Source organism: Clostridium tunisiense TJ (assembly GCF_000300195.1).
Taxonomy (GTDB): Bacteria; Bacillota; Clostridia; order Clostridiales; family Clostridiaceae; genus Clostridium_J; species Clostridium_J tunisiense.
The window spans coordinates 370,141-396,379 of the sequence record NZ_AMQH01000006.1 but is presented as its reverse complement, the minus strand read 5'-3'; the positions used below and the strand labels follow the sequence as shown (position 1 = coordinate 396,379).

The following is a 26,239-nucleotide window of genomic DNA, read 5'->3' as shown; positions in this document are numbered from 1 at the left end:
AAATTTTAAGGTTAAATTAAAGTATAAAAAATCCTATAAATAAAATAAATTTTAAAATTCAAAATAAACTATACCCCCAATGCTATTAAAAGCATTGGGGGTATTTTAAAATTAGTTAAATTTAATTTTAAGGATTTGGTTTTACTGGAGGAATAGTTGGCTCTCCAGGCTTATTAGGAGGCTTAGTTGGATCAGTTGATGTGCCTGGTTTATTAGGATCGGTGCCAGTACCACCAGGAGTAGTTCCAGGTGTAGTTGTACCTGGGTTTTCAGGTGTTACTGGAGGCTTATCCTCAGGCTTTGTTGGATCCTTTTCAGTAGGAGCTAAGTAAGCATCATCCTCAAGTTTAACACTATATTTATTTTCCCTCTTAATAAACACTCTCTTTTCTACTTTATCCTTTGGTGTAAATTCAGTAGCTAGATAGTATTTACCATCTGCTCCTTTTGTTACTTCTAATTCAACATGAACATCATCAAGAGTAGTAGGTTGAGTTCCTTCTATAAACATTTCAGAATAAGCTCTATTACCTCTTGGATCACGTTTTGTAAGTTCAGTAGGAATTTTCCCTGAATCTTTAGATACATAAGCGTTAACAATTCCTTCGGGCTTTTGGATATCTTTTGACTGTAAGCCTTCATGAATAGGCTTCATAATTTTCCCCCATAGAGTAGCAGAGTTATTACTACCTCTAACATCACTATCAAGTTTTTTGTAATCATCGTAACCAATCCATACAGCAGCAGAGTAGTAAGGTGTAAGTCCTGCAAAGGATATATCCTTAAAGTCAGAAGAAGTTCCTGTTTTACCCCTAACTGGCATATCCCCAAATTTAGCTCCAGGACCAGTTCCAGCAATTGGCTCTTTTAGTAAGTCATACATTATATAAGCTGTCTGAGGTGAAATTACTTGAGTGGACTCAAATTTTGGCTCTAAAAGAACCTTTCCACTCTTATCAGTTACCTTAGTATACATTCTTGCCTTAGACATCATCCCTTGATTTCCAAAAGCACCATAAGCCTGTGCTAGTGCAAGTGGGTTAGTTCCCTTTAAATCCCCACCATCTAGCTGTCCTAAAGCAAGAGCAGAAATACTTGTTTTGTCTGTATTATCTAAGTGAATTCCAAACTTTTCGCCATACTTTACTGCAGTTTGAAGTCCAATTTCATCATCTATTTTAACAGAAATAGTATTTTTAGAATATCTTACTGCATCCCTTAAAGTAATATATCCAGCATATTTGTTTGGAAGGTTAGTAGGACTATAAGGTTCTGCACCAGGTGCAGCATATTTAGAACCTACATTTTTAGGGATAGGTGCATCTTCAAACACTGAACCAGCAGTTATCTTCTTTGAATCTATGGCTGGTGCATAAACTGTTAAAGGCTTTATGCTTGAACCAGGTGATCTTAAGAAGTTATCAGAAGCTGCTCTATTATAAGATAAAGCAGGTTGTTCTCCACGACCACCTACAATAGCCTTGACTTCACCTTTTAAATAATCAACTACTACTGCAGAAGCTTGTAAATCCTTGTAATTAGGAAAAGATTCATTTATAACCTTTTGAGTAGAGTCTTGAATGTTCTTATCCATTGTAGTGTATATTTGTAATCCACCAGAATTAAGATGTTCATAGGCTTCAGCCTCAGTGTATCCATAAACTTTCATTAAATCTTTTTTTACTTGTTCAACCACAGGGCGAGAAAACCATTCATAGTTCATCTTATCTATTGACACTTCAGAGAAAGTGAAGGTTAAATTCTCAGCCATAGCTGTATCATATTCTCCTTGAGTAATAGCACCAGTTTCCAACATTTTTCCTAAAACAGCTTTTGTTCTAGGAGAGTCAAAAGGCTGCTTAGTCTCAGAGGCAGTACGAGCCATAGTAAAGGATAATGAAGGGTTTTGAGCAGCGCCTGCTAGAAAGGCTGCCTGCTTTAAGGTTAAGTCTGAAACAGATTTATTGAAGTACATATTAGCAGCAGCTTCTACTCCATGGGAGTCTCCTCCTAAGAATATAGTATTCATATATGCTTCTAAAATTTGATCCTTACTTAATTTTTTTTCAATTTCTGTAGCTAGATACATTTCTTGAATTTTTCTTTTAAAGGATAATCTGTTATCTAAAGATTCTTGTAAAAAGAATTTGTATTTAACTAGCTGTTGGGTAATAGTGGAAGCACCCTCATAGCTTCCTCGAGCCATGCCAACTAGTACTTTTACATTATTTAAAGTGGAACCAGCTAGCCTTCTGTAGTCTATGCCATGATGAGATTTAAATCTTTCATCTTCAATACTAACAAAAGCATCTTTCAAATCTTCTGGTGCCTTATCCAAGGTTATAGCGATTCTTCGTTGCTCAGAAATATATTCATCCATTTTTTGTCCTGCATTATCATAAAGTATCGAAGTTTCTCTAACCTTTAAAAAATTATTTACTTCAAGCTTTGGTGCAGTTTTTATAACTGCTAGAAAAATTCCTCCACCAACTGCTATGGAAGTTAAAATAACTAATAAAAGAAGTATATATAGAATTTTAAAGAATTTTTTCTTCTTTTTTTTCATGGGTTTTTTGTTTTTTCCTTCGGTTTGTCTATTTTCCCCCATAAGGTATCCTCCTTAAGATTTTCTTTCATTTTTAGTTATTATACCATAATTTTAAAAATTTAAAAACAAAGTTATTCTTTGCCCTTCCTAGCATACATATAAATATATACATAGGTATAATTATTTCCACTATATTACAATTATAAAGGGGTTTATCCATGAAAGCTATAACAAAATTTAAATTATTAATTATAGTATTTTTTCTAATATCATTATCCTTTACTGCTATTTATGCACTAGATGCAGTTATTATGCCTACAGTTATGGTAACCTGTGATGCAGAGATGAAAGCTAAGGCAACAGAAATCATTAATAAAGCCATATTTGAGGAGTATTCTAATAACTTTAACTATGGAGAAATAATCAATGTAGAAAAGGACGGGGAAGGTAATATATCAATGATAAGAACGGATACTCTTAAAATGAATAAAATTGCCACTGGTGTAGCTCTTAATGCACAAGAGGAAATACGAAGGATAGGAGAGGTGGGAATTAGATTACCTTTTGGGTATTTAGCAAAAAATAATATACTTGCTTATTATGGTCCTAAGGTTACGGTGAGAATGCAACCCATAGGGCATATAGAAACTAAGTACATTTCAAAATTTGAAACTGCAGGAATAAACCAAACTAGACACAAAATATATTTAGAAGCTAAAACTAAAATTAAGGTTATAATTCCTATGGCAAGTAGTGATATGGAAATAGTAAATCAGGTTCCAATAGCTGAAACTATTATTGTAGGAAAAGTTCCTCAAACCTCTTTGCAAATGGATTTAAATAGAGGTCTTTCCCAAAATGAAACTATTGGTCAGTAGGTTCTTCTTAATTTGGAATTTCATTGAAATATTTCTAATAGATTTATAAGGACAAACTATTAAAGCTGTGTTAAAATTAAATCAATAAGTGATTAGTTCAGCAATTATATAGTCTTAATAATTATTATTGTTTTATTAATTATAGCGAATTTATTAATTCTAATTTAAATGGAGGAAACATATGAAAAAAATATATATTATGCTTTCATATACAGGAACAGCTCCTTCTAAGGTAATTAAACTTTTCTCCAGAGAAAAATATTCTCATGTTTCTATTGGTTTGGATTCTGAACTAAAGGAACTATATAGTTTTGCAAGGAAGAAAGTAAATAATCCTTTTATTGGTGGTTTTATAAAAGAAGATATAAAAGATGGGATTTATAAAAAGTTTGAAAATACAAAGTGTTGTATTTATGCTATAGAGGTAACTGATGAACAGTACGAAGCTATTAGAAATATAATAAAGGGCTTTGAAATAAAAAAACATAACCTTCATTATAATATGATAGGATTGTTAGGGGTACTGGTTAACGTCCCTATAGAAAGAACAAATCATTATTTTTGCTCACAATTTGTATCTGAGGTATTATTAAAGAGTGGAGTTTTGGATTTTAATATTCCACCAGCATTAGTGCAGCCTACACACTTTTATAACATGGAAAACAAAGATGTTATATATACTGGACTTTTACGTGATTATAAGAGACAAGACAATTTCAATTTTACAACAGCAGCTATTTAAAGAGGTGTGGAATCAACGGTTTAACATTACTGTTGGTTTTATTTTTTTATTGCTTTATAAAAAAATCTATAAAAATACCACCATAGATATTTCTAGGTGGTGTTTTTATGTACAAAATTATTCTTCAGGTGTTTCCCAATTAAATACGTATGGTATGTTTCTGTAGTAGTCACCATAATTTAGTCCATAACCTACTACAAATAGGTCAGGAATCTCGAAACAACAATAATCAGGTTTCATTTCAATTTTTCTTCTTTCAGGCTTATCTAATAGTGTGCAGCACTTAACACTGTTAGCACCAAGGTTTTTAACGTGATTCATTACAAAATCCATAGTTATCCCACTATCTATTATGTCATCCACCACTAGAACATCATAACCTTCTATATTATCTGGAACATCATTAACAACTTTACAAACCCCAGAGGTTTCCTCGCCATGTCCATAGCTTGAAGTTGTCATAAATCCAATTTTAGTTGGAACTCCGATTTCTCTAACTAAATCTGCAGTAAAAATGAAGCTTCCTCTTAAAAGTGAAAGAACATATAACTTTTTATCTGCATAGTCTTTAGAGATTTGTGCACCAACTTTAGTGATTGCTACATCGATTTGTTCCTTAGAAAACAATATATTTCTTTGTTTATTTTCCATAAGATTCACACCCTCTAATCTATATTTACAATAATGCCTTTATAGTATAAAATAATATGAAAGTTGTCAAGGGTATATAAGACTATAAAAATATAAATACTTATTATAAAGAATAAGATAGATAAAATAACTTTTTAGGTTCAAACTATATTATTCTACAATAACTTTATTTTAAACAGGGTGGAGATGATTTTATGGTAAATGGAAATACAGAAGGTGTTAAAAAGTTTATATTAAACAAATTAGATGAAATATATGATATGAAATTCGGAAAAGTTGAAGTACTTACAGAAGAACTAGCAAATCTTTTAAAAGAAGTTACATTAGAATTAGAAAGAGAAGTAAGTGTAGCTATAGATAGAAAAGGTTCTGTAGTAAGTGTAGCTATAGGAGATAGTTCTACTGTAGATATGCCTGAAATTAATATAAAAGAAGGTAAATTATCTTCTGTGAGAGTAATACATACTCATCCTAATGGGAATCCAAAACTATCTGCTTTAGATATTTCAGCACTGCTTAAATTGAAACTGGACTGTATAGTAGCTATTGGAGTATCTAAGGATAATCCCCTTTATTTTAATTTAGGTTTTTGCGATGTAAGAGATAATATTTTAATTGAAGAGGAAATTGGACCTTTAAGTATAGGAAAAATACTAGAATTTAATTTTCTAGATAGAGTAAAACATATTGAAAGTTTGATGAAAGATAATGAGATTATTGAGGATAACAGCGAAAGAGCAATTTTAGTAGCAGTTGAAGATGAAGAAAGCCTTCAAGAGCTAGAAGAATTAACAAAGGCTTGTAATGTGGAACCTGTATATAGCATACTGCAAAAAAGAAATAAAATAGATCCAGCCTTATATATTGGAAGTGGAAAAGTTGAAGAAATAGCCCAACTAAGACAATCCTTAAGAGCTAATGTAGTAGTTTTCGATGAGGAATTATCAGGATCTCAGGTGAGAAATCTCGAGCAAGCTTTAGGTGTTAAGGTAGTTGATAGAACTACTTTAATCTTAGATATATTTGCTAGAAGAGCTAAAACAAAAGAAGCAAAAATTCAAGTAGAGTTATCTCAATTAAAATATAGATTGAGTAGGTTAAGTGGCCTTGGAACTGTTCTTTCAAGAACTGGAGGAGGGATTGGAACTAGAGGACCAGGAGAAAAGAAATTAGAAACAGATAGAAGACATATAAAGGAAACTATTTATGATTTAAATAGAGAGTTAGAAAAAATAAAAACAACCAGAGCTACACAAAGAGAAGGTAGAAATAAAGATAATATTTCAAGAATCTCTCTTGTGGGCTATACCAATGCTGGAAAGTCAACCTTAAGAAATGTTCTTACTGATTTCTCACCTCAAAAGTCAGCGGTGGCAAAGGAAAAGGTATTTGAAGCAGATATGCTATTTGCAACCCTAGACATTACTACAAGAGGTATAGTGCTTCCAGATAATAGAGAAGCAACAGTAACTGACACTGTTGGATTCATAAGAAAACTCCCACATGATTTAGTGGAAGCCTTTAAGTCAACTTTAGAAGAAGTTGTGTATTCAGATATACTTCTTCATGTAGTAGACTCTTCAAGTACTACTGCAGCTCTTCAAATAGAAGTAGTTGAAGAAGTATTAAAAGAATTAGGTGCAGGTGAGAAGCCTACAATTTTAGTATTTAATAAAATTGATAAAACTTCAGAGGTACAATTAACTAGCCTTAAAGAGAAATTTTCAAAATACAACATCATTGAGATTTCAGCTAAAACTGGTGAAAATTTAGATGAGTTACTTCAAGAGTGTACAAAAACATTACCATATAAATTAAAGAGCTTTAAGGTGATAATACCTTATAGTGATTCCTCAACAGTAGCTTATCTTCATAGAAATGCTAAGGTTGAAGGAGAAGAATATTTAGAAGAAGGAACTTTAGTAAAGGTTCAAGGTGATGAAGAAGTTTACAATAAATGTAAAAATTATATTGTAGAATAGAAAAAGCAGAGGATTCTCTGCTTTTTCTATTTGTAAGTTACACTAGCAGAATAGTTTAAAGGTTTTTGTAGAATAATCATATTAAGAAACCAGCAGAAAATAAAAAATCAGTTTTTAGTAGGAGGATCAATTTATGGAGGAAGTAATTTGCCCATTGTGCAATGACTTATATAGTACAGTTTATAAATGCCATCACTGTGAGGGTGTCATGGAGAATAAAGGACGAGAACAAGAATATTTTGATGACTACAGTGCTGATGATCCCATAGATGACAATGGAAATTATTGTGTTCATATATTTAAATGTAATAAATGTGGAGGGTTTGAAAGGAAAAACATTGAGAAAATCCATTTATAGTCGTAAAATTAATATGTGAAATATAAGATATGACTTTTTAATAGTTCATATCTTATATTTTATAGAGAGATTTACTTATAAGTTATTATATAAAGTTCTTATATAATATTTGGCTTGGGGTGAAAATTTAATTTGGTTATTCTGAAATCTTAAGCAAAGTATAGTAAGTTCAGTATATAGGGTTCCGTGATGGGATTTTTACTTATTCATATCCTGAGACCCTTAAGGGAACCAGGGTAGGACTAATGTATAAGTTAAGTGTTAACTCTGGTTTCCTATAAGTAGACACATAATTTTTAATTCTTATAAATAGAGTTTAAGGTGGTAAGAGTTTGAGTAGTGGATTAGTAAAATACAATTGGGATTTCATAGAAAACTATAACGAAGAAGAAATAACCTATTTCCTGCATTTAGAGGGGAAATCTTTAGAGGCCATCAGTAAGATTAGAAACTTAGATAAGGTCACAATACAAAAGCAAATAATTAATGCTAAAATTAAATATAGATATTTAGTTAAAAGTTCCAGCATAGATGAATTATTTAAATCCTTAGCTAAGGCTGATAAATCAGAAAGGATTTATGTTTTAAACAGCTTAGATAAGGTGAACAAAGAAAAACTTAAAGACTTTATAAAAAGAAATTATATGGAATTAACTCTAAAGGACAAAGAGTCAGCAATTTGGATTATAGGAGAATTGAGAATAGAGGAATGTGTAGATATTTTAATTAAGGGAACTGTAAATAATCATGTTAATATAAGAAGATTAGCCGTATCTGCACTAGGAAAGCTTGCTCATGAAAAAGGAGAAATTGCACTAATTAGAGCTTTAAATGATGCTAATTCTCAAGTGGTTTCCTATGCTATAAAATCACTTCAAAAGCTTAAATCCAAGAGAGCGGTCCCAAAAGTTAAGGAAATTTTAGATGCAAGTGATAAGCCATATATTCAAAAGGCTTGTGAAGAGTTTTTAGTAGCTCTAGAGGTAAATTCAAAACTTTAGGAGAGGGGGAGAATTTTGAGTTATTTTACAGTAAAAAATGAAGCTGTTGCTCAGTTTGAGGAGAAAAAGTCCGTGTTTATTGGACATGTTAAAAGAGTCCATACTGAAGAGGAAGCTAAAGAGTTTATTAATAAAGTAAAAGGTCAGCATAAAGAAGCAAGACATAATGTTTATGCTTATGCAATTGGTGTAAATAAAGGAATTCAAAGATATAGTGATGATGGAGAGCCACAGGGAACGGGGGGAATTCCAGTGCTGGAAGTTCTTAAAAAAAGTGACTTAACTGATATAGTTGTGGTAGTAACAAGATACTTTGGAGGAATTCTCCTAGGTACAGGAGGTCTCGCAAGGGCATATTCTAAGGGAGCTTCTTTGGCAATAGGGGAAAGTGGAGTAGTGGAAAAAGTTCTTGGAGTGCCCTTAAGAATTACCATAGATTATGAGTTGCTAGGAAAGATTCAATATGTTTGTAGCACTAATCAGTGGCATATTGAAGATACTATTTACACAGACAAGGTAGAAATTTTAATGTACTGTGAATCAACTATGATAAAAGAAATAAGTGACACCTTAACTGAAAATACCAATGGAAAACTGGTTATTAGTGAAGGGGATGAAGAATATTTCTTTAAACAGGATAATAGGCTTTATGTAGTGAATTAACCAGATTTGAAATTAATATGGTGGGTATGATATAATGTTTAGGTTATTTTGTATAATAAGGAAACTTTAGGCGTTTGAAAATAAATAACAAGTCAAAGATGTGAAGGATATTTTGAGTTCACAAGCAAGCTTGTGCGACCAGGAAATAGGTTCCGCAGATAGTAGAGCTATCTAAGGGTTCTGTTGACGCAGTATAACTCAAAATAGACAAACATACTGACTTATTTATTTTTTGAAAATGTCTTATATATAGTTAGGAGGAAATAATATGTCAGGACATTCAAAGTGGCATAATATACAAGCTAAAAAAAGCAAAGTAGATGCAAAAAGAGGGAAGATTTTCACAAAAATTGGTAAGGAGTTAATGGTAGCTGCTAAAACTGGTGGTTCTAATCCAGAAACTAATAACAAATTAAGAGACGTTATTGCTAAAGCAAAAGCTGCAAACATGCCTCAAGACACAATTACTAGAGCAATTAAAAAGGCAGCAGGAGAGCTTGAAGGTGTAACATATGAAGAAATTACATATGAAGGCTATGGTCCAAATGGAGTGGCAGTTATAGTAGAAACACTAACTGATAACAAAAACAGAACTGCTGGTAACGTAAGATATGCATTTTCTAAACATGGTGGAAACATGGGTTCAAGTGGTTGTGTAGGCTTTATGTTCCAAAAGAAGGGCGAAATAATCATAGAAAAAACTGATAGCATTGACGAAGATGAGTTAATGATGATGGCCCTTGATGCTGGTGCAGAGGATTTCTCATCTGAGGAAGAAGTTTATGTTGTAACAACAACTTCAGAAGATTTCGGCACAGTTAGAGAAAATCTTGAAAGTAATGGAATAGAGTTCTTGGAAGCTGAAGTTAAGCTAGTAGCAGATACAACTACTGCATTAGATATGGAAACATCAGTTAAATTCCAAAAGATGCTTGATGCACTTGAGGATGATGACGATGTGCAAGATGTTTGGCACAACGCAGAGTTCCCAGAGGACTTTGAAGGTTAGTTGAAAAATCATAGGATATAGAAGGGTTTGATTAATAATGAGTAACTATAAACTTCAATATGAAGATAAAGAATTTGAACTTAAGGAAGAGAATTGTGATTATATAAATAATGAGGAAGTGGAAAACTTTAATATTTCAACGGTGTTAGACCTATTAAATAAAGGTGAAGAGGTTGGCTTTACTGCTGAGTATTATGACAGCTGTTGTGAAGAATGTAAGTTCAATAGAAAAGATGATACTAAGTTCTTTGAGTTTTTTGAATATCATTTTTATATGTTTACAAAGGACAATAATTATGTTTTAAGCACAATATCCCCTGAATATAAGGATGTTACTTTAACCTCTTTAGTTAAGGATAAAAAAATAGATAACAGTTATATAGTAAGTATCTTAGTTTGCAAAAACTGTGGTACTTGGGCTATTGAAGTTGAACAATGTGATATGTAATTCCTAATTAAGAAGCTTTATTTAAAGCTTCTTTTTATTTTATAAAAATTTATAAGAAAAGTTTAATATAATTCATTATTATAAAAAAATAAATGTTACTGTGCACTTTAGTTTACAAATGTAAAACTTTTGTGTATGCATATAAAAATATTCAAATTATTAAGAAAAAGTGATAAAATGGGAAATGATAACATTAATTTTTATAGGGGGCGAAGTCAATGAAAGAAAATTGGAGCTTAAAAGAATTATATTCTTCTTTTGATAGTGAAGAATATAATCGTGATATGGCAAAATGTGATGAATATGTTAAAACTTATATAGATTTTGCAAATTCATTAGATACTTATGAGTGCAAAAGGGAACTGTTAGAAAAGTATATTACTCTTAATACAGAGATGATAATAAACTTTAATAAAGTTTTAAGCTTTGCATCTTTAATTTTAAGTGTGGATACTAATAACACAGAAGCACAGAAGAACATGGAAATTGGGGAAGAAAAGTATAGTAAAATTGCAGAACCATCTGCTAAGGTTTACAAATTTATTGGTAGCATAGAAAATCTACAAGAAATTATCCAAAGCTCAGATAAATTAAAGGTATATGAATTCTTCTTAACATCCATAGCAGAAGAAAGTAAATATATGCTAAGTGATAAAGAAGAAGGAATTATTGCCAAGATGAGAACTACAGGTTCAAGTGCTTGGTCGAAGATGAAAAACTTAGTAACCTCTAACTTAAGAGTTGAAATTGAAGAAAATGGAGAAATAAAATCTGTACCACTTACTGTAGCTAGAAATTTAGCTCATCATAAGGATGGTAAAGTAAGAAAAGCTGCTTATGAGGCAGAACTGAAAGCTTATTCAAAGGTTGAAGAGGCAGTGGCTGCAGCTCTTAATGGAATTAAAGGTGAGGTTATAACTGTAGCTAACTTGAGAGGTTTTGAATCTCCACTACATGAGAGTTTATTTAAATCTAGAATGAGTAAAGAAACTCTAGATGCAATGATTACTGCTATGAAGGAAAGTCTTCCAATCTTCAGAAAGTACTTAAGAAGAAAAGGTGAGTTATTAGGGCATAATAACGGACTTCCTTTTTATGAACTATTTGCACCAATGGGAAATGTAGAAATGGAATTTGAATATGGAAAAGGTAAGGCTTTTGTTGAGGAAAACTTTAGAAGCTTTAGCCATAAGTTAGGGGACTTTGCAAAAAGAGCCTTTGATAATAGCTGGATAGATGTGTACCCAAGAGAAGGAAAAGTAGGAGGAGCTTTCTGCAGCAATCTTCAAATGATAGGCGAAAGCCGTATAATGCTTAACTATGGCAATACCTTAAGTGATGTAATAACCATGGCTCATGAACTTGGACATGGTTACCATGGAGAGTGCTTAAAGGATGAGTTATATTTAAATAGTGACTATCCAATGCCAATTGCAGAAACTGCGTCAACCTTCTGTGAAACTATAGTAAAGAAGGCTGCTATAAAAACAGCTACAGAGGAAGAAGCTTTTTCAATCTTAGAAAATGAAATTTCAGATAGCACTCAAATAATTGTAGATATCTTAAGTAGATTTATCTTTGAAAGCAATTTGTTTGAAAATAGAAAAGTAAGCTCATTAAGCAGTGAGGAATTAAAAAACTTAATGATAGAAGCTCAAAAGGAAGCTTACGGAGATGGCTTAGATCAGGAATATTTGCATCCTTACATGTGGGTATGCAAACCACACTACTATGAAGCAGGATATAACTTCTACAACTTCCCATATGCTTTTGGATTATTATTTGCAAAGGGCTTATATGCAGAATACTTAAAAAGAGGAGAATCCTTTGTTGAAGAGTATGATAAGTTACTTAGTGTTACAGGAAAGTTAAAAGTAGCTGAAGTTACTAAAATAATGAACATTGATATTAATTCAGTAGATTTCTGGAGAGGTTCTTTAAGTATCATTGAAGAGGATATTGAGAAGTTCTTAGAGCTAAGCTTGAAGAGATAGAAATTATTAAGGAATAAACAGGTTTGCTAGGGTAAATCACTTTAGAAGGAAATTTAACTCTAACTTAAACAGCAGGGGACATTTACCCTTTTAAGTGTTAGTTAAAATATTGTAGGAATTAATAATTGCCAATAAGGGAACTGTTTTATAATGCACAAGGGTGCATTGTAAACAGTTCCTTTTTATTTATGTAGAGATGAAGTATTTTTGGGTGCAAAAGGGGAAGTTAAGTCCATATAAGTTAAGAAAAATAGTTAAGCCACAGTAAAATGATAAATAAATATAAGAGTTGTGTTTAGTGTTAGTGTAATTTCATGGATACAGTATAAATATGAATATAAGAAGATGTAGTGTTTATGGGGGTCGGCTAATGGAGTAACTTATGATCCTAAATATAGAGGTCCAGGTCAGGTACATTGTGTGTATTTACATCAATGAATAATTAAAGAAATATTTCACAAAATATTAAAAAAATCAATGAATAATTGTATAAAATTCTTTAGAGTGGTGATAATCCCTTATAGGAGGGATATTATGTTAAAAGAATTTAAACAAAATAAGATGTTTTATATAGTTATAACATTCATTGCAATATGTCTTTTTACTGCTAGTTATGCTCTTAGTTTGAGCTTCATAAATAAAGGAACCCATGGTGATAATCCAGATGAGAGTGTATTAGCAGAGACAAAGGAAACTAGTTTTATAAAAGAAAATGGTGTTATTATTACAAAAGATACAAAACTAGAATTTTTAGTAAGATATGCTAATTGTTTGGACTACATTAAAGCTGATAATAAGATTGATGAAAGTATTAAAATTGAAAAGGAAAAACTAATAGGGCTTAATGAAAGTCAATTAGAAGAAATTTTTAAGAAGTTTGGCTATAAACTTCAACAGTTCACCAAAAATGATGCTATTTTCATTAAAGAGGTAGCAGGTTATAATTATTCTCCGGACAGTTATTTTATAGGTATTAAAGATAATAATATGGTTATATATAAGAAGGAAAAGGATGAAAGCATTAGAGTAGTTGAAAGCAAAATTATAAATCCTAAAAGAGAAGACAATTCCAACATAACATTAAAGGACATAGAAGACAAAGGTAATCTTTTAAAATCCTTGTATTATGGGGATAAAGATTATCAGTTTTCAAATATACAAGATGCTGTAGAATATGGTCAGTCACTTTGTAGCACATAACAAAAAACCTTAAGGATGATTATTCCTTAAGGTTTTTTGTTGAATTGTGGTATTATAGATGGTAAAGTAATATATAGTTGTTATAGGCTTCCAATGTAAACATAATTAAGAAATCTAAGTTGGAATACTTCAATATAGTTTAAATTTGAATTTTCATTTTTTATAAAATAAATAAGATAACAGGTGATTATATATGTACGAATACATAAAGGGAACTTTTATAGGATTAGCTAAAGATTATATAGTAGTTGAAAATATGGGAATAGGTTATAAGATATTTACCTCAGGCAGCACCATATCTAGTTTACCTTCTGTAGGTACAGAAATTACTCTGTATCTTCAGCAAGTGGTTAGAGAAGATTTTATTGGATTATATGGATTTTTAACTAAAGATGAAATAGGGATGTTTAATTTACTACTTACTATTAATGGTGTAGGAGCTAAAGCTACTTTATCCTTAATGTCTATTTGTAATGTTACTAATCTTCAATATGCTATACTCAGTGGAGATGAAAAAACTTTGACTAAGGCACCAGGGATTGGCAAAAAAACAGCCCAAAGAATAATATTAGAACTTAAGGATAAGATTAAATTAGAAGATGCAGTTTCTAAAAATACTAGCATCTCAGCTGTTGAAAGCAATGAAGAAAGAATTTCAGAAGTTTTTGGAGCTCTTATTGCTTTGGGGTATTCAGAGAAGGAAGCGGAAAAAGCTTTAAGCAATGTGGATAAATCCAAATCCATAGAAGATATGATAAAAGGATGTTTGCAATTTTTAATGAATTAAACAATGAAGTTGTTCATTATTTAATTCATTAAAAACTCTTTAAAAAGGGGAGGATGCTATGGAGGAAAGAGTTATTTCTTCTGAATTTAAAGAAGAGGATGTAGAAGTAGAATATTCTTTAAGACCCCAAAGGCTTAAGGAATACATAGGACAGGAAAAAGTTAAGGAAAGATTAAGCATATTTTTACAAGCAGCAAAAATCAGAAAAGAGCCTTTGGACCATGTATTATTGTATGGACCACCGGGACTTGGAAAAACTACTTTAGCAAATATTATTGCTAAAGAAATGGGTGGCAACTTAAAAATAACTTCGGGTCCTGCTATTGAGAGAGCAGGAGATTTAGCAGCAATACTTACGGGCTTAAGCAATTTTGATGTGCTTTTTATAGATGAGATTCATAGGCTGAATAGAGCTGTAGAGGAAATTCTTTATCCAGCTATGGAAGATTATTCTTTAGATATTGTTATTGGTAAAGGAGCTTCTGCAAAGTCTATAAGACTTGACTTACCTAAGTTTACCTTAATTGGGGCAACTACGAGAGCGGGACTTTTAACCTCTCCCTTAAGAGATAGGTTTGGGGTAATGTGTCCAATGGAATACTATGATGAAGAGCAGTTAAAAGAAATTGTTATAAGATCTTCAAGTATTTTAAATGTGGGAATGGATGAAGATGCTGCAATTGAAGTTGCAAAGCGTTCAAGGGGTACACCAAGAATTGCAAATAGACTACTTAAAAGAGTCCGAGATTATTGTTTAGTAAAAGGTCATGGACACATAGATTTTAATACTGTAAAATTAGCAGCAGAGCTTTTAGAGATAGATAGTGAAGGTTTTGATAGAGTTGATAATAAGATTTTAGAAGCTATCATTGATAATTTTGGAGGAGGACCTGTGGGACTTGAAACTCTTGCTTACTATATAGGGGAAGAAGTTGGAACCATAGAGGATGTGTATGAACCTTATTTGATTCAAAAAGGGTTTATTATTAGAACTCCTAGAGGAAGGGTTGCTTCTAATAAGGCTTATAATCATTTAAATAGAGCAATTCCAGAAGGGAAATTGTTTTAAAACTAAGAAAAAAAGGGGTGTTAACATTGAAGGTTAAAGATTTTAGTTTTCATCTTCCAGAAGAATTAATAGCACAACATCCTTTAGAAAAAAGAGATGAATCAAGATTAATGGTGTTAGATAAAAGTACTGGACATATTGAACATAAGATTTTCAAAGATATAATTGGTTACCTTGAAGAAGGTGATTGCCTAGTGCTAAATGATACTAGGGTTATGCCAGCAAGACTCTATGGTTCAAAGGAAGGCTCTGGAGGAAAAATGGAGTTTCTTCTTCTAAGAAGATTAGAAAAGGACATATGGGAAACTCTAGTTAAACCAGGAAAACGTGCTAAGGTTGGAGCTATCTTTACTTTTGGAAATGGAGAGCTTAAAGCTGAAGTTATAGAAGTTTTAGATAATGGAAATAGAAAAGTTAGGTTTTTCTATGAAGGGATTTTTGAAGCTGTACTAGATGCTCTAGGAGAAATGCCACTTCCACCTTATATTACAGAAAAGTTGAAAGATAAGGAAAGATATCAAACTGTATATTCTAAAGAAGTAGGATCAGCAGCGGCACCTACAGCAGGGCTTCATTTTACTAAGGAATTATTGGAGGAAATTAAAGCTAAGGGAATTAATATTGCCTTTGTAACTTTACACGTAGGCTTAGGAACTTTTAGACCGGTAAAAGCTGAGAATATAGAAGAACATGAAATGCATGCAGAATACTACTACTTAAATAGTGAAAATGCAGAAATTATAAATAGCACTAAGGAAAAAGGAAAAAGAGTTATCGCGGTAGGAACTACTTCTAACAGAACTTTAGAGAGCATTGCGGATGAAAATGGCAGAGTTAGAGAAGCTTCAGGTTATACTAGTATATTTATTTATCCAGGTTATAAATTTAAAATAGTAGATGCCTTAATAACCAATTTCCATCTTCCAGAATCTACATTAATAATGCTAATTAGTGCTTTTTCAAACAGAGAAATTATTATGAATGCTTATAATGTTGCTGTGGAAAACAAATATAGATTTTTTAGCTTTGGAGATGCTATGTTTATCCACTAATTCCTAAGAAGTATCAGTTGATTTTCAACAAGGCTTTGTAGATATAAGTTTGAGCCACATTAGAAGTACTTACAATTTAACAAGGAATGTTTTGCGAATGATGCTATAAGTGTTTTTTAGGAAATAGAACTAATATTTATGATGAATAAAATATATAAGTAACTAAAAGGACGGGATAACATGTATAAGTTACTAAAAAAATCAGGAAAAGTTAGAAGAGGTGAGTTCCACACTCCTCATGGGGTGATACAAACTCCAGTATTTATGAATGTTGGTACTTTAGCAGCTATTAAGGGTGCTGTATCCTCTATGGATTTAAAGGAAATAGAATGTCAAGTGGAACTATCAAATACATATCACCTACATTTAAGACCAGGAGACAAAGTAGTAAAGCAGATGGGAGGACTTCATCAGTTTATGAATTGGGATAGACCAATTTTAACAGATTCTGGTGGGTTTCAAGTGTTTTCCTTAGCTTCCATGAGAAAGATTAAGGAAGAAGGCGTTTACTTCAGTTCACATATAGATGGAAGAAGGATATTCATGGGACCAGAGGAAAGTATGCAAATACAAAGCAATTTAGCTTCAACAATTGCTATGGCTTTTGATGAATGTATTCCAAATCCTTCAACTAGAGAATATGTAATTAACTCTGTGGCAAGAACTACTAGATGGCTTGAAAGATGCAAAGTTGAAATGGATAGGTTAAACTCATTACCAGACACCATAAACAAAAAGCAAATGCTATTTGGTATAAATCAAGGTGGAACCTATGAGGATATAAGAATAGAACATGCTAAAACCATTACTAAAATGGATTTAGATGGATATGCTATCGGGGGCCTTGCTGTTGGAGAAACCCATGAAGAAATGTATAGAGTTATTGATGCAGTAGTACCTCATCTTCCAGAAGATAAGCCAATATATTTAATGGGAGTAGGACTTCCAAGTAACATATTAGAGGCTGTTTCTAGGGGAGTGGACTTTTTTGATTGTGTGTTACCAGCTAGAAATGGAAGACATGGACATGTATTCACTAAATATGGTAAAATAAATTTAATGAATGCAAAGTTCGAGTTAGACAGCAATCCTATAGATGAAGAATGTCAGTGTCCAGCGTGCAAGCACTACACAAGAGCTTATATAAGACACTTATTTAAGGCTAAGGAAATGTTAGCTATGAGACTTTGTGTATTGCATAATTTATATTTCTATAATAAGCTTATGGAAGATATAAGAAGTGCCATTGATGGAGATTACTTTGAGGCTTTTAAAGAAGAAAAGCTAAATCAATGGAACGGAAGAGCATAAGAGAAGGGAGGAAATATTATGAATCAAATAATGGCTTTTGCACCTATGATAATTGTTCTTGGATTATTTTATCTTATGATTTTCGTACCAGAAAAGAAAAGAAAAAAACAATACAATGATATGTTATCATCATTAAAAGTAAATGATGAGGTTGTGTCAAAGGGTGGTATAATGGGTAAAATTATAAACATCCAAGAAGACTATATCATTTTAGAGACAGGTCCAGACAGAGCTAGAATAAAATTAGCTAAAATGGGTATTGGTCAAGTTACTACTAACGAGACAGAAAAATAATATATTGTGAATAATTCCCCCTATTTACTCATATTTATTATATAGATGGGGGGGATTATATATGTATAAAAAATTAAAATACTCATGTATAGGTCAAGGAGTCCTAAGAGCATCAATCACCACAATGCTTTGTGTACTAATTTATTCTTTAATCACAGCCTTTACACCCTTTAGCCCTAAGGTTACTTCTGCATTTATTGTAGTGTTGACTTTATTAAGTGTATTGTATGGTTCAGTTTATGCAACTTTGCAGTCGGGAAATAAAGGATGGCTTATTGGATTATTAGTAGCAGTTTTCTACATGTTAATACTTTACATAGTATCTGTACTATGTGGAAAAGGTTTTGGTGTTGATGGAGGAGACTTTATAAGATTATTGCTTGCAATGGCAGTAGGATCATTATCAGGAATGTTAGCAGTAAATCTAGGAGATTAAAATAGTAAGGTTAGCAAAAATGCTAACTTTGTTATAAATAATAATCATGCAAGTGGAGGAACAAAAATGAAACACATCAAAACAATCAACAAATCAAACATCAAAGAAAGTTTAAAGAAACCAGGTTGCAAAGAGTGCGCTAACTCTTGTCAATCAGCATGCAAAACTTCATGCACAGTAGCTAATTTAGCTTGTGAAAACTAATTATCTAAAGAGGCAGTAACTAAGGGTTACTGCTTTGTGTTTAGTTGGGAGGAAAAAAATGTCATTAGTTCATAAATTTATACAAGGAAATGATTTTTATATTATAGATGTTAATTCTGGAGCAGTACACCTAGTAGATGAAATAGTTTATGACTTTCTAGATGAAGACAAGCTAAGGTCTAAGGAAGAAATTATTAAAGAATATGGCAATAAATATTCTTTAGAAGAAATAGAGGAAGTATATAATGAGTTAGAGGAATTAGTGAAGGAAGAAGTTCTGTACTCTAAGGATTTATATGAAGATATAGCTATGAAGAGCGGACAAGCAGAGGTGAATATTAAGGCTTTATGCTTAAATATTATTCATGATTGCAACTTAAAATGCAAATATTGCTTTGCTGATGAAGGAGAATATAACAGTGGATGTAGAAAACCTATGTCTGCTGAAATAGGAAAAAGAGCTATAGATTTTGTTATTAAAAACTCAGGACCAAGAAGAAATATTGAGGTAGACCTATTTGGGGGAGAGCCTTTAATGGCCTTTGATACTATAAAAGAAATAGTAGATTATGCAAGAGAGCAAGAGAAGCTTCATAAAAAGGTGATTAGATTTACTATGACTACTAATGCTACTCTTTTAAATGATGAAACCATGGATTATTTAGATAAGAATATGGGAAATATAGTTCTTAGCATTGATGGAAGAAAAGAAATCAACGATAAGGTAAGAATAAGATTTGATGGAACTGGATGCTATGATAGTATACTTCCTAAAATCAAAAAGATGGTAGAAGTTAGAGATAAGTCAAAGTCTTATTATGTTAGAGGTACATTTACAAGAGAAAATACTGATTTCTTTGAAGATGTGAAGCACATGGCAGACTTAGGTTTTGAAGAGATTTCTATTGAACCTGTAGTTCTTCCAGATGAACACCCTCTTTCTTTAAGAAAAGAAGATTTGCCTACTATATTTAATCAATATGATATGCTTTACGACGAAATGTTAAAGCGTCATGAAGAAGGTAAGGATTTTAAATTTTATCATTTCAATATAGACTTACAGGGAGGACCTTGTGTTTATAAGAGAATTTCAGGTTGTGGAGCAGGTCATGAGTATGTAGCTATTACTCCAGATGGAGATATTTACCCTTGCCATCAATTTGTTGGTAAAGATGAATTTTTAATGGGAAATATTTCAGAAGGTGTAAAAAACTTTGATTTAGTCAAGAATTTTAAAGAGGCTCATATATATAATAAGCCAACCTGTAAAACTTGCTGGGCTAGATTCTACTGCAGTGGAGGGTGTCAAGCTAATAACTTTAACTTTAATGGTGATATCCATGTTCCTTATGAGGTAGGCTGTGAAATGCAGAAGAAAAGAATTGAATGTGCTATAGCACTAAAAAGTAAGATAATGGGTAATTAGTGGAAATCTCCACTAATTACCTATGATTGACTATTTTTTTAGGAAGATTTATAATCTACATTATATATATTAATTTTGAATAACGTGAAAGGGGATAAAAATGAAAAAGGGTAACAGTGGATTTTTATTAATTATTAGTGTTTTATTAATTGCCCTATTAGCTTATTCAGGACTTTTCGGATTAAAACTAGGGGACTATAGGGTTAAGTCCTTTGGTCAATCAATAAGTAAAGGTCTTGACTTAGTTGGGGGAACCTCTTTATTAATGGAAATTAAAGCAGATAATGTGGATTCTAATGTTTTAAATAGAACAGTAGAATTAATTTCTAGAAGAGTAAACAAAGAGGGAACAAGTGAAGTTTCAGTAGTTCCAGAGGGAAATAAAAGGATAAGAATTGAAATACCGGGTGAGTCTGACACAAAGAAAGTGTTAAACACTATTGGTAAAACAGGAGAATTAACCTTTGTAGATCCAGATGGAAATGTAATTTTAACAGGAAAAGAAGTTAAGGAAGCTACAGCTTATATTACAAAGGACAACCAAAATGTAGTTAATTTAAAGCTTAATGATGAAGGAAAACAAAAGTTTGCAGAGGCAACAGAAAAATTCATTGGTAAGCAAATTACTATAAAAATGGATGAAGATGTGTTAACTGCACCAACAGTAAATGAAGTAATAAATGCAGGGGAAGCAGTTATTACTGGTATGAAAAATATCGAAGAAGCAAATTCAATAGCAAATATAATACAATCTGGTGCATTACCTGTGCCAGTAGAAGCAGTTTCTGTTAAAACTGTAGGACCAACTATAGGTATTGAAGCAATGGGACTTAGTGTAAAAGCAGGAATGGTTGGATTAATCTGCGTTATGCTATTTATGATGCTTTACTATAGAGCGCCAGGAATAATTGCATCAATTGCAGTATCTCTTTATGTAGTACTAGTACTATATGTTTTCTCAGCTTTTGGAGTTGTATTAACTCTTTCCGGTGCCGCAGCTGTAATCCTAACCATAGGTATGGCTGTTGATGCAAATGTACTTATATTCGAGAGAACTAAAGAGGAATTAAAGATGGGAAAATCTATTAGATCAGCTGTAGACTCAGGGTTTGATAGAGCTTTATCTTCAATTTTAGATTCTAACATAACAACTATAATTGGTGGATTAGTATTATACTTTATGGGAACTGGGGCAGTAAAAGGCTTTGCTGTAACCTTAATGATAGGTATAATAGTAAGTATTTTTACAGCTCTTACTGTTACTAAATTCTTATTAAAACATACAATAAAGGCGGGAATAATAACTAAACCATCACACTTCGGTGTAAAAAGGGGGTAGGATTATGTTACAAATAATTAAAAAGACTAAAGTTTGGTTTACTATTTCAATAATATTAACAATGATTGGAATATCCTTCCTTCTTACTAAGGGATTGAATTATGGTATAGATTTTAAAGGTGGTACTTTAATATCTATGAATATAAATAAAGAATTTAAAAAAGCTGATGTGGATGCTATTGTAGATAAGTATGCAAAGGGAAAATATTCTACAAAGGTTGCCAATGAAGGAAAAGAAATAGAAATTATTGTGCAAGAAGGGGTACTTAATGAAGAAGGGGTTAACAATCTGATTAAAGATGTAAAAACTCAGTATTCCTTAGAAGATAGTGCCGTAATAGGAAGTGAAACTATAGGTGCTAGTGTAGGTAATGAGCTTAAACAAAAGGCAATTTGGGCATTAATTGTGGCTAATGGGGCTATTTTACTTTATGTTACAATGCGTTTTGAATTAAACTTTGCAATAGCGGCTATAATTGCACTTGTTCATGACGTATTCTTAACAGTATCTTTCTATTCTATCTTAGGAATACAAGTTAACACTCCTTTCATTGCAGCTATATTAACTATTGTAGGTTATTCTATAAACGATACTATAGTTGTATTTGACAGAATAAGAGAAAATGTTAAGAAAAACAGAAGAATGTCTCCAGAGGAAGTTGCTAATATTAGTATAAATGAAACTATGGCAAGATCTATTAATACTACTTTAACAACTTTAATTACAATAACTGCTGTTTATATCTTTGTTCCATCTATCAGAGAATTTTCTTTACCACTAATAATTGGTATAGCTTGTGGAGCTTATTCTTCAATATTTATAGCTAGCCCACTTTGGGTTGTATTAAAGAAGAGAAAAGGTAAAAATAAAAAGGCTATAGCAGCGTAAAATTTATATTTAGACAAGTCAGAAACTACTTCTTGTAGATTTCTGGCTTATTTTTTCGAAAAATGTTTGTAATAAGGGGAATTTTAAATTATAATATATGTGTTTTCTATTTATTTGGAGGAGAGCACATGGAAGAGATTTTCAAGGTTAATCAGTATAATCCACTACTTTTAAGAAATATGAAAAGTGCATTGAATAGAATAGTGAAAGCAATAAATGAAAGAGAAAAAATAGTTATCTATGGATATTATGACTTTGATGGAGTAACTGCAGTTTCACTTTTAATGCTAGTTTTAAAGTATTTAAATGCTGATGTTGAATACTTTATTCCAAGTGAAGTGAGAATTGAAAGGATTCTAAGTAAAAATGATGTAAATAGTTATATAAAATATCTAGGAGCTGATTTAATTATTACAGTTGGATGCGGTACAAGTTCTGAAGAAGGTATTCAGTTTTGTGAAAAAAACAATATAGATGTAATAGTTACAGATTATCATAGCTATAATTCATGTTATTCAGAAGGTATAGTGATAAACCCTAATAACCCTATGTGTAACTATCCTTTTAAGGAGCTGGGCTCAGCGGGAGTTGCTTATAAGTTAGCTGAAACCATTTCTTTTTATTATAAAATGACTTGTTTACAAAAATATTTAGATTTAGTGATGATTGGTACAGTAACTAAAAAACTTTCAATTAGGGGAGAGAACAAATTCTTCGTTGAAGAAGGGTTAAAACAGTTAAAATCCACCAATAATTATGGAATAAAAGCACTGTTAGAAGAACATAATACCCATTATAAAGAGGATTTTTTTAACCTTGAAACTATAGCTAGTATTTTTCCGGAAATGATTCCAGAGGAGCGGATAAATAACTCTAGGATTATTGTAGAGCTTTTAACTACTAACGATAGCTATAGGGCAGCGCAAATTTCTAAATATCTTTATAGTGAAATTAAAAGAAGAGCTAAAAATTAAAAGTGCTATGATTGTAGCAGGAACAGCAAATGCACTACTTGTGCTTTGTTGCATAAGTACATAAAAGTAATATATAATAGTAAAGTATAATGAACACTTAAAAACAGAAAATGTTCGTAAAAATCCATGAGGGGGAATAGAAGTGAATTTTAAAGAAAAAATTAGAGTTATAGATGGATTTCCAAAAGAAGGTATTAGTTTTAAAGATGTAACTACGCTTTTACAAGATGGAGAGGCGTTAAAGGTAACAATAGATACTATAGCAGAGTATTTAAAGGATAAAAATATAGACATCGTAGTTGGACCAGAGGCAAGAGGATTTTTATTTGGAGTACCTGTAGCTTATGCTTTAGGTGCAGGCTTTGTACCAGTTAGAAAACCAGGAAAACTTCCTTACGATACAATGAAAGTAGAATATGATTTAGAGTATGGAAGTGATGTTTTAGAAATACACAAAGATGCTATAAAACCAGGTCAAAGAGTTGCTATTGTAGATGATTTATTAGCTACAGGAGGAACTGTAGGTGCTGTTGCTAAGCTTATTGAAGAAGTTGGTGGAGAGTTAGTATCAATAAACTTTGTAATTGAACTTACAGAGTTAAATGGAAGAAGTAAATTAGGTAATCACGACATTATGTCAGTAGTACAATACGATTTATAAAATCTGACAATTAGCTCAACTAAAAATTGCATTAATTTAGGTTGTGGTATATAATATTATGTAGTAAAAATAGTTGGCTGGTTATGTAACCAGCCTTTAGTTTTAGGAGTGAATCCAATGATTGAGAAACTAATTGAGAAAATTAATAATAATTGTCACAATGTAGATGTGGATTTTATACATAAAGCATATACTTTTTCTCTTAATGCCCATAAAAATCAGAAAAGAGAATCCGGAGAACCATACATAATTCATCCTTTAGAGGTGGCGTGCATATTGGCAGAGTTAGGACTTGATACCTCAACTATTGCTGCAGGCCTTTTACATGATGTTATAGAAGATACAGAATATACATATGAGCAAGTTTGTGAATTATTTAGTGTAGAAATTGCAAATTTGGTAGAGGGCGTTTCAAAACTTGGAAAGATTAAATACAAATCTAAAGAAGAACAACAAGCTGACAATGTGAGAAAAATGCTTCTTGCTATGGCAAGGGACATTAGAGTAATTCTTATAAAGCTTGCAGATAGATTACATAATATGAGAACTTTAAAGTATATGCCAGAAAGTAAGCAAAAGGAAAAAGCTAAAGAAGTATTGGATATTTTTGCTCCACTGGCTCATAGACTTGGAATTTCTAAAATTAAATGGGAGCTAGAAGATTTAGCTCTTAGATACTTACAACCAACAAAATATTATGAGCTTGTAAAACTTATTTCTGACAAGAGAGCAGAGAGAGAAGAACAAATAAATCATATTATTTCTCAATTAAAACTACATTTAGCTATGGTAAGCATTAAGGCAGACATAGAAGGTAGACCAAAGCATTTCTATAGTATCTATAGAAAAATGGAGAGTAAAAATAAAAATATAGATCAAATTTTTGATTTAACAGCTATAAGAATTTTAGTTGATGATATTGGTAGTTGCTATGCAGCGCTAGGAATAGTTCATACTATGTATAAACCAATTCCAGGTAGGTTTAAGGATTACATTGCTATGCCAAAACCAAATATGTATCAATCACTCCATTCTACTGTAATTGGTCCTTTTGGAAAGCCTTTTGAAATACAGATTAGAACCTATGATATGCATAGAACGGCAGAATACGGTATTGCTGCCCATTGGAAATATAAAGAAACTAACAATGCAGATGGAGATAGTTCCTTAGACTCAAAGTTATCGTGGTTAAGAGAAATGCTAGAATGGCAAGGAGAAACTTCTGATGCTGAGGAATTTATGGAAGGCTTTAAAATAGACTTGTTTTCGGACGAAGTTTTTGTGTTCACTCCAAAAGGTGATGTTATCAGTCTTCCAAGTGATTCAACACCTATAGATTTTGCTTATGCTATTCATACCGATGTTGGGCATAGGTGTACTGGTGCAAAGATAAATGGAAAAATAGTTACCTTGGAATATTGTTTAAAAACTGGGGAAATAGTTGAGGTGCTAACTTCACCAAATACTAAGGGACCTAGTATTGATTGGCTTAATATTGCAAAGAGTAACCAAGCAAAAAGTAAAATTAAAGCTTGGTTTAAAAAGGCTAATAGAGAAGAAAGTATAGAAAAGGGCAAAGAAGTTGTTGAGAAGGAAGCAAAAAAACAAGGATATTCCTTTGGAGTAATTTCAAAGTCTGCAACTCTTGAAAAAGTTCTTAAAAGATATAATTTAAAGAATTTAGAAGACCTATTTGCTACCGTAGGGGTAGGTGATGTAAATCCTTTTAATTTAGTTACTAAATTAAGGGAAGCTTATGAAGCTAAAGAAAAAGAAGTAGAGAGTAACAGTTCTGTAATAGAACAGTTTAATAAAGAACAACCAAGAAAAACTACTAGTTATAATAACTATTCAGGACTACAAGTAAAGGGGACTTCTAATGTTCACTCTAGGTTTGCAAAATGTTGTAGCCCAGTACCAGGAGATGAGATTATAGGTTATATCACTAAGGGAAAAGGTGTATCTGTTCATAGAAGTGATTGTAAGAATCTTTTATCCCTTCAAGAAACTGAGCCAGATAAGATAATTGAAGTTTCTTGGGGGAATGAAACTGGTGAAAATTATATAACAGATATACAAATAAGAGGGGAAGATAGACTAGGACTTCTCACAGATATAATAGAAATCTTAGGACTAACAAAAACTAATATTTTATCTATAAATGGGAAGACCCTAAAGAGTGGAGAAGCATTAGTTAATATAAAAATAAAAATAATTAATGTAGAGCACTTAAAACAAGTTCAAAGTAAGATTAGAAGATTAAAGGGTGTTAGAGACGTATACAGAATTAAGCATTAAAATATGGGTTTTACATGAGCCTTAT

The 26,239-nt window shown here is 31.8% G+C and carries 25 protein-coding genes; 23 read left to right on the top strand and 2 right to left on the bottom strand.

Annotated elements, in window-relative coordinates; genetic code table 11:
- Nucleotides 1-127 precede the first annotated feature (127 nt).
- Entirely contained in the window at nt 128-2,608 is a 2,481-nt protein-coding gene (locus tag C661_RS0107295) for a transglycosylase domain-containing protein (protein WP_017414667.1), read from the bottom strand.
- 158 nt (nt 2,609-2,766) lie between these two features.
- On the opposite strand from C661_RS0107295, the gene yunB reads away from it, so the two are divergent.
- Nucleotides 2,767-3,426, top strand: a complete 660-nt coding sequence (yunB, locus tag C661_RS0107290; RefSeq protein WP_017414666.1) for a sporulation protein YunB — start codon at nt 2,767-2,769, stop codon at nt 3,424-3,426.
- Nucleotides 3,427-3,607: 181 nt separating this feature from the next.
- Nucleotides 3,608-4,168, top strand: coding sequence for a hypothetical protein (locus C661_RS0107285; RefSeq protein ID WP_017414665.1), 561 nt, complete (start codon nt 3,608-3,610; stop codon nt 4,166-4,168).
- 117 nt (nt 4,169-4,285) lie between these two features.
- Here C661_RS0107285 and hpt read toward each other — a convergent pair whose 3' ends face one another.
- Entirely contained in the window at nt 4,286-4,819 is a 534-nt protein-coding gene (hpt, locus tag C661_RS0107280) for a hypoxanthine phosphoribosyltransferase (protein ID WP_017414664.1), read from the bottom strand.
- 194 nt (nt 4,820-5,013) lie between these two features.
- Here hpt and hflX point away from each other — a divergent pair, with 194 nt between their 5' ends.
- The 21 genes from hflX (at nt 5,014) to C661_RS0107175 (ending at nt 26,214) form a co-directional block, all read left to right on the top strand.
- Nucleotides 5,014-6,801, top strand: a complete 1,788-nt coding sequence (hflX, locus tag C661_RS0107275) for a GTPase HflX (protein ID WP_017414663.1) — start codon at nt 5,014-5,016, stop codon at nt 6,799-6,801.
- A gap of 133 nt (nt 6,802-6,934) precedes the next feature.
- A complete protein-coding gene (locus C661_RS0107270; protein ID WP_017414662.1) occupies nt 6,935-7,159 on the top strand; it encodes a hypothetical protein in 225 nt (74 codons plus the stop codon).
- A 332-nt stretch (nt 7,160-7,491) separates the two neighbouring features.
- A complete protein-coding gene (locus C661_RS0107265) occupies nt 7,492-8,160 on the top strand; it encodes a HEAT repeat domain-containing protein (RefSeq protein WP_017414661.1) in 669 nt (222 codons plus the stop codon).
- Between the two features lie 15 nt (nt 8,161-8,175).
- Entirely contained in the window at nt 8,176-8,823 is a 648-nt protein-coding gene (locus C661_RS0107260) for a YigZ family protein (protein WP_017414660.1), read from the top strand.
- Nucleotides 8,824-9,091: 268 nt separating this feature from the next.
- Nucleotides 9,092-9,832: a YebC/PmpR family DNA-binding transcriptional regulator gene (locus C661_RS0107255; protein ID WP_017414659.1), complete on the top strand. Its 741-nt coding sequence runs from the start codon at nt 9,092-9,094 to the stop codon at nt 9,830-9,832.
- Between the two features lie 37 nt (nt 9,833-9,869).
- Entirely contained in the window at nt 9,870-10,280 is a 411-nt protein-coding gene (locus C661_RS0107250; protein ID WP_017414658.1) for a DUF3785 family protein, read from the top strand.
- 218 nt (nt 10,281-10,498) lie between these two features.
- Nucleotides 10,499-12,274, top strand: a complete 1,776-nt coding sequence (locus C661_RS0107245) for a M3 family oligoendopeptidase (RefSeq protein ID WP_017414657.1) — start codon at nt 10,499-10,501, stop codon at nt 12,272-12,274.
- A gap of 534 nt (nt 12,275-12,808) precedes the next feature.
- Entirely contained in the window at nt 12,809-13,474 is a 666-nt protein-coding gene (locus C661_RS0107240) for a hypothetical protein (RefSeq protein ID WP_017414656.1), read from the top strand.
- Between the two features lie 193 nt (nt 13,475-13,667).
- Entirely contained in the window at nt 13,668-14,261 is a 594-nt protein-coding gene (ruvA, locus tag C661_RS0107235) for a Holliday junction branch migration protein RuvA (RefSeq protein ID WP_017414655.1), read from the top strand.
- Nucleotides 14,262-14,319: 58 nt separating this feature from the next.
- A complete protein-coding gene (gene ruvB, locus C661_RS0107230) occupies nt 14,320-15,330 on the top strand; it encodes a Holliday junction branch migration DNA helicase RuvB (RefSeq protein WP_017414654.1) in 1,011 nt (336 codons plus the stop codon).
- Between the two features lie 26 nt (nt 15,331-15,356).
- Nucleotides 15,357-16,382, top strand: a complete 1,026-nt coding sequence (gene queA, locus C661_RS0107225; RefSeq protein ID WP_017414653.1) for a tRNA preQ1(34) S-adenosylmethionine ribosyltransferase-isomerase QueA — start codon at nt 15,357-15,359, stop codon at nt 16,380-16,382.
- 180 nt (nt 16,383-16,562) lie between these two features.
- The gene (tgt, locus tag C661_RS0107220; protein WP_017414652.1) at nt 16,563-17,693 is read left to right on the top strand and encodes a tRNA guanosine(34) transglycosylase Tgt; all 1,131 of its coding nucleotides are present in this window, start codon (nt 16,563-16,565) and stop codon (nt 17,691-17,693) included.
- A gap of 18 nt (nt 17,694-17,711) precedes the next feature.
- Nucleotides 17,712-17,987, top strand: coding sequence for a preprotein translocase subunit YajC (gene yajC / locus C661_RS0107215; RefSeq protein ID WP_017414651.1), 276 nt, complete (start codon nt 17,712-17,714; stop codon nt 17,985-17,987).
- A gap of 61 nt (nt 17,988-18,048) precedes the next feature.
- Nucleotides 18,049-18,423 carry a TIGR04086 family membrane protein gene (locus C661_RS0107210; RefSeq protein ID WP_017414650.1) on the top strand — a complete coding sequence of 125 codons (375 nt, stop codon included), beginning with the start codon at nt 18,049-18,051 and terminating at the stop codon, nt 18,421-18,423.
- A gap of 66 nt (nt 18,424-18,489) precedes the next feature.
- On the top strand, nt 18,490-18,627 hold the full coding sequence (scfA, locus tag C661_RS21460; protein WP_017414649.1) for a six-cysteine ranthipeptide SCIFF: 138 nt from the start codon (nt 18,490-18,492) through the stop codon (nt 18,625-18,627).
- Between the two features lie 58 nt (nt 18,628-18,685).
- Nucleotides 18,686-20,053: a thioether cross-link-forming SCIFF peptide maturase gene (gene scfB, locus C661_RS0107200; protein ID WP_017414648.1), complete on the top strand. Its 1,368-nt coding sequence runs from the start codon at nt 18,686-18,688 to the stop codon at nt 20,051-20,053.
- A 100-nt stretch (nt 20,054-20,153) separates the two neighbouring features.
- Nucleotides 20,154-21,392 carry a protein translocase subunit SecD gene (secD, locus tag C661_RS0107195; protein WP_017414647.1) on the top strand — a complete coding sequence of 413 codons (1,239 nt, stop codon included), beginning with the start codon at nt 20,154-20,156 and terminating at the stop codon, nt 21,390-21,392.
- Nucleotides 21,393-21,396: 4 nt separating this feature from the next.
- Nucleotides 21,397-22,281 carry a protein translocase subunit SecF gene (gene secF, locus C661_RS0107190; protein WP_017414646.1) on the top strand — a complete coding sequence of 295 codons (885 nt, stop codon included), beginning with the start codon at nt 21,397-21,399 and terminating at the stop codon, nt 22,279-22,281.
- A gap of 128 nt (nt 22,282-22,409) precedes the next feature.
- Complete coding sequence (locus tag C661_RS0107185) at nt 22,410-23,255, top strand: DHH family phosphoesterase (protein ID WP_017414645.1); 846 nt, start codon at nt 22,410-22,412, stop codon at nt 23,253-23,255.
- Between the two features lie 142 nt (nt 23,256-23,397).
- Complete coding sequence (locus tag C661_RS0107180) at nt 23,398-23,916, top strand: adenine phosphoribosyltransferase (protein WP_017414644.1); 519 nt, start codon at nt 23,398-23,400, stop codon at nt 23,914-23,916.
- 117 nt (nt 23,917-24,033) lie between these two features.
- Nucleotides 24,034-26,214, top strand: coding sequence for a RelA/SpoT family protein (locus tag C661_RS0107175; protein WP_017414643.1), 2,181 nt, complete (start codon nt 24,034-24,036; stop codon nt 26,212-26,214).
- Nucleotides 26,215-26,239: the final 25 nt, after the last annotated feature.